Genomic DNA, 5,059 nt, shown 5'->3' with positions numbered 1-5,059 from the left:
GTGGACAGGCCCCACCCCAACCCCTCCCCTGAAGGGGAGGGGCTTTAGAGGAGGAAGCCTTTGACTCTCGAACTCCAACGCATATCCCTTCCCACCGGCGTCGAACTGAACGTCGCCATCGCCGGCGATCCGGCGAACCCGCCGATCTTCCTGCTCCATGGCTTCCCCGAATCGCATCGCACCTGGCGGCACCAGATCCCCGAGCTGGCGCGCGATCACTATGTCGTCGCGCACGACCAGCGGGGCTTCGCGCATTCGTCCAAGCCCGAGGGCGTCGAGAGCTACGGCCCCGGCAAGGCCGTCGGCGACCTGCTCGCGCTGGCCGATCATCTCGGCGTCGGGCGCTTCACGCTGGTCGGGCATGACTGGGGTGGGGCGATCGCGTGGATGGCGGCGCTGCAGAATCCGCAGCGGATCGAGCGGCTGATCATCGTCAACGCGCCGCATCCCAAGGTTTTCCAGAAATCGCTGTTCGACGATCCCGCGCAGCGCGAGGCGAGCCAGTATATCACGCGCTTCCGCGACACGACGCTCGACCAGGGGCTGATCGGCGCGGGGCTCGAGCGCTTCTTCGCGTCCACCTTCGCGCAACACGTGGTCGGCGGGATCGCGGGCGAGGACAAGGCCGCGTATCTGGACGAATGGGGCCAGCCCGGCGCGATGACCGCGATGCTCAATTGGTACCGCGCCTCTGCCATCATCGTGCCCGCGCCCGGCGAGGAGGCGGAGCGGCCGGCCTGGCTCGACGCGCCGTTCCCGCCGATCGTCCAGCCGACGCTGGTGATCTGGGGCATGAAGGACTTCGCGCTGCTGCCGGCGCAGCTGGAGGGCCTGGGCGAACTCGTTCCCGACCTGACGATCGTTCCCGTCGAGGATGGCGGCCATTTCGTGCCCTGGGAGAAGCCCGAGGCGGTGACCGCGGCGATGCGCGACTGGCTGGCGGCACATCCGGTCGCCGGATGACGGTGGATCAGCGCTTGCTGCGCATCCCCGGCGTCTTCTTGACCAAAGGATCATCGAACAGCCGGCGATAGGCGTCGCTCTGCGAGTCGACCAAGGCGACCCGGCCCTCGCCATCGTGATGCAGGCCCCAGCCGAACTGCTTGACCAAAGGCGAGGCGCGCAGGCACGCCTGCGGCTTGGCGAAGAACTCCTCCCGGCTCTTCTCCCCGCCGCGGGCGCGATGCGTCTCGTGGAGCAGGTCGTCGCTTGTCAGCGCATAGGGCCGCGCCAGCAGCGCATGCTGGACCGTGGCGATCGTGCCCGGTTTCTCGGGGATCGTGCCGACCGAGACCGGGCAGTCGGCCGAGACGGTGATCAGCGTGTCGCGATAGTTGGTCGTGTGCATCCTAATAGGCTCGCATGACATAGGGACGCGTTTCGTAGGGCGGCGCGAGTGCCTCGACCCAGGCGCCGTGCGCATGGGTGAGGGCGACCAGCTCCATCGGCGTCTCGCCGGGCCAGCCGCGGACGCGGACCTCGTGGCGGTGGAGGTCGCGATTGGGCTCCATCATCACCCAGCCGAGCGGCCTCTCGGGCGTGGCGCGTTCGCCCGCGGCGAGCATCGCGTCGGCGATCCGCCGTTGGCTGGCGTCGGGGAGATATTGCCAGACGACCGAGTGCATCAGCACCCGCGTCACGCCCTCCGCCTGCGGCTCGGCCAGGCGCGCCTCGACCCAGTCGGCGGCGTCGCCCTGCTCCAAATCGACGCCCTCGGTGCGGACCATCGCGATGGTCTTCTCCAGCCGCGCCTGGCGTTCGACATTCTCGACCCAGCAATAGGCCTGGAGCCGTTCGGCGTCGCGTTCGCCCGAAAGGTCGAGCGGCTGGATGTCGACGCCGCTTGTCCGAACGATCTCGACCGGCGCGTGCGGGGGCGGGGGACCGCGCCATTCGGGCTTGATCTCGACCGGAGAGTCGGTGGGGCCGAGCTTCACTCCGTCCAGGTCGAAGCGATATTTGCCGATCAGCAGGTTGAGCCCGGCGCTCGAGCCGATCTCCAGTACTTCGAATTTCGGGCCGTAGCGCTGGGCGAGATGGAGGATGCCGGTCATCAGCCCCGCCGAGCGCCCGGCCTCGTTGGTCTGGGGCGGGCCGTCGAGCCAGGGCAGCAGCTCGGCATCGTGCCCGACGAACACGTCCTGCAGGATCGCTGCGACCTCGGCTTCGTCGGTGACTGCGCCGGTGAAGACGGGCGCGATCTCGGGGACGCCGCGGCGGTGGAGCGCGTGCAGCCCGCCGATCAGCCGGAGCACCAGCGCGTCGGCGACCGGTTCGCCCGGCCAGTCGAGCACGCGGCGGCCGGTCTCGCTGTCGCGGGTTAGGCTGGGGCCGAGCGCAGTGGCGATGCGCGTGGTGATCGGCGCCGCCATCGCCGCGCAATAGCCGGCCTGGATGCGGAAGCTGTCGCGGTTGGTCTGTTCGTCGGCCATGATCCCCCCTCAAGGCGCGTGTTGCGCCCGGGTGCCCCCCCAAGTAAAGCCCCGGCACCCATGCAAGAACCGCTCATCCTTGCCGTGCCCAAGGGCCGGATCCTCGACGAGGCGCTGCCGCTGCTCGCGGCGGTGGGCATCGTGCCCGAGCCCGCCTTTGCCGACGAGAGCAGCCGCGCGCTGCGCTTCAAGACGAACAGCCCCGCGATCGACCTGATCCGCGTGCGCGCGTTCGACGTCGCGACCTTCGTCGCGCACGGCGCGGCGCAGCTCGGCATCGTCGGTTCGGACGTGCTCGCCGAGTTCGACTATTCGGAGCTCTACGCCCCGGTCGACCTGGGGATCGGTCATTGCCGCATCTCGGTCGCCGAGCCCGCCGACCTGGCCAGGAAGGATGATCCGCGCGGCTGGAGCCATGTGCGGATCGCGACGAAGTACCCGCACATCACCCGCGCCCATTTCGAGGCGCGCGGGGTGCAGGCCGAATGCGTCAAGCTGAACGGCGCGATGGAGCTGGCGCCGGTGCTCGGCCTCGCGCCGCGGATCGTCGACCTGGTCTCCTCGGGCAAGACGCTGAAGGAGAACGGGCTGGTCGAGGTCGAGGTGATCGCGCAGGTGACGAGCCGGCTGATCGTCAACCGCGCGGCGTTCAAGATGCGTGCGACCGAGGTCGTGCCGCTGGTCGATGCGTTCCGGAGGGCTGTGGCGTGATCCGTCTCGACGCCACCACCCCCGACTTCGCCGCGAAGTTCACCGCGCTGGTCAACGCCCGCCGCGAGGCGGACGAGGATGTCGCGCGCAACGTCACGCACATCATCAAGCGCGTGCGCGACGAGGGCGATGCCGCGCTCAGGGACCTGACGCGGCTGTTCGACAAGCACGATCTCGACCAGACCGGCTGGAAGATCGACCGCGCCGACTGCCTCGCCGCCTGGGAAGGGTTGACACCCGAACTGCGCGACGCGCTCGAGCTCGCGGCGGAGCGGATCGCGGCCTATCACATCAAGCAGGTGCCGCAGGACAGCGAGAGCGTCGATGGCCACGGCATCCGGCTGGGCGCGCGCTGGAGCGCGGTCGATGCCGCGGGCGTGTACGTCCCCGGCGGGCGCGCGGCCTATCCCTCCTCGGTGCTGATGAACGCGATCCCCGCCAAGGCGGCGGGCGTGCGCCGGCTGGTGATGGTGACGCCGACGCCGAACGGCGAGGTCAACCCGCTCGTGCTCGCCGCGGCGCATATCGCCGGCGTCGATGAGCTGTGGCGCGTCGGCGGCGCGCAGGCGGTGGCGGCGCTGGCGTACGGCACGGATCGGATCGCGCCGATCGACGTGGTCACCGGTCCGGGCAATGCCTGGGTCGCCGAGGCCAAGCGCCAGCTCTACGGCGTGGTCGGGATCGACATGGTCGCGGGCCCCAGCGAGATCGTGGTTATCGCGGACGGCAAGAACGAACCAGATTGGATCGCCGCCGACCTGCTCAGCCAGGCCGAGCACGATCCCACCAGCCAGTCGATCCTGTTCACCGACCACGCCGGCTTCGCCGATCGAGTCGCCGCCGCGGTCGACGCGCAGATCGAGACGCTGGCGACCGCCGGGACGGCGCGGGCGAGCTGGGATGCGAACGGGGCGATCGTCGTCGTGCCGAGCCTCGCCGAGGCGGTCCCCTTGTGCGACCGGCTGGCGCCCGAGCATCTCGAGCTTGCCTGCGACGATGCCGAGGCGCTGTTCGCGCAGGTGCGGCACGCGGGCTCGGTGTTCCTGGGCCGGCACACGCCCGAGGCGATCGGCGACTATGTCGCGGGCCCCAACCATGTGCTGCCGACCGGCCGCCGCGCACGTTTCGCTTCGGGGCTGTCGGTGCTCGATTTCATGAAGCGGACGAGCTTCCTGGCCTTGGACGAAGCGGGGCTGGCTGCTATCGGGCCCGCCGCGGTGGCGCTGGCCAATGCCGAAGGGCTGCCCGCGCATGCGAAATCGGTCGCGATCCGATTGAAGACCTAACCCACCGTTCGCCCTGAGCTTGTCGAAGGGCTGTTCTTCCTTTGCACCAAGTGAGAAGAACAGCGCGACAAGCTCAGCACGAACGGGTTGAGAGATAAGATTAGAGTTATGCCCAGCCCCAAAGCCAAGACCCGTTCCAAGGCCCGCGCCGCCGCGCGGCTCGCCGCCGTGCAGGCGCTGTACCAGCAGGAGATGGAGGGCACGAAGCTGACCGTGCTGCTCACCGAATTCCACCAGCATCGGCTCGGCGCGACGATCGAGGACGTCGAATATGCCGATGCCGACGTCACCTTCTTCGACGACGTGGTGAAGGGCGTCGATGCGCGGCGCGAGGAGATCGACAGGATCATCTCCGCCAAGCTCAGCGCCGACTGGTCGCTCGACCGGCTCGACAAGCCGATGCGCCAGATCCTGCGCGCCGGCACCTATGAGCTGCTCGCCCGCGCCGACGTGCCGGTGGGCGCGGTGATCAGCGAATATCTCGACGTGACCGACGCGTTCTACGACCGGCGCGAGAAGGGGTTCGTCAACGGGATTCTCGACGCCGTGGCGAAGGAAGTGCGGGGTTGATGATATTCCTCCCCGGAACGGGGAGGGGGACCGCGCCACGCAGTGGCGTGGTGGAGGGGG

General features: G+C 69.2%; 6 protein-coding genes. 4 read left to right on the top strand and 2 right to left on the bottom strand.

Annotation, left to right across the window (positions count from 1 at the left end; all coding sequences use genetic code 11):
* Nucleotides 1–60: 60 nt before the first annotated feature.
* Nucleotides 61–963: an alpha/beta hydrolase gene (locus MT490_RS07555; protein ID WP_297385702.1), complete on the top strand. Its 903-nt coding sequence runs from the start codon at nt 61–63 to the stop codon at nt 961–963.
* Nucleotides 964–970: 7 nt separating this feature from the next.
* Here MT490_RS07555 and MT490_RS07550 read toward each other — a convergent pair whose 3' ends face one another.
* Together MT490_RS07550 and MT490_RS07545 are read right to left on the bottom strand one after the other, a co-directional pair.
* On the bottom strand, nt 971–1,348 hold the full coding sequence (locus MT490_RS07550) for a DUF6157 family protein (RefSeq protein ID WP_297385700.1): 378 nt from the start codon (nt 1,346–1,348) through the stop codon (nt 971–973).
* A gap of 1 nt (nt 1,349) precedes the next feature.
* Nucleotides 1,350–2,432 (bottom strand): DUF2332 domain-containing protein, encoded by a 1,083-nt coding sequence (locus tag MT490_RS07545; RefSeq protein ID WP_297385699.1) that lies wholly within the window; start codon nt 2,430–2,432, stop codon nt 1,350–1,352.
* A gap of 60 nt (nt 2,433–2,492) precedes the next feature.
* Here MT490_RS07545 and hisG point away from each other — a divergent pair, with 60 nt between their 5' ends.
* The 3 genes from hisG to nusB all read left to right on the top strand — a co-directional run bounded on the left by hisG (nt 2,493) and on the right by nusB (nt 4,999).
* Nucleotides 2,493–3,143, top strand: coding sequence for an ATP phosphoribosyltransferase (gene hisG / locus MT490_RS07540; protein WP_297385698.1), 651 nt, complete (start codon nt 2,493–2,495; stop codon nt 3,141–3,143).
* Nucleotides 3,140–4,429, top strand: coding sequence for a histidinol dehydrogenase (gene hisD / locus MT490_RS07535; RefSeq protein ID WP_297385696.1), 1,290 nt, complete (start codon nt 3,140–3,142; stop codon nt 4,427–4,429). Before hisG ends, hisD begins: the two co-directional genes overlap by 4 nt.
* A gap of 108 nt (nt 4,430–4,537) precedes the next feature.
* Complete coding sequence (nusB, locus tag MT490_RS07530) at nt 4,538–4,999, top strand: transcription antitermination factor NusB (protein WP_297385694.1); 462 nt, start codon at nt 4,538–4,540, stop codon at nt 4,997–4,999.
* Nucleotides 5,000–5,059: the final 60 nt, after the last annotated feature.

This window comes from Sphingomonas sp. (assembly GCF_026460985.1).
Taxonomy (GTDB): Bacteria; Pseudomonadota; Alphaproteobacteria; order Sphingomonadales; family Sphingomonadaceae; genus Sphingomonas.
The sequence above is the reverse complement of the archived record's forward strand: the minus strand, read 5'-3'. Positions and strand labels throughout refer to the sequence as shown.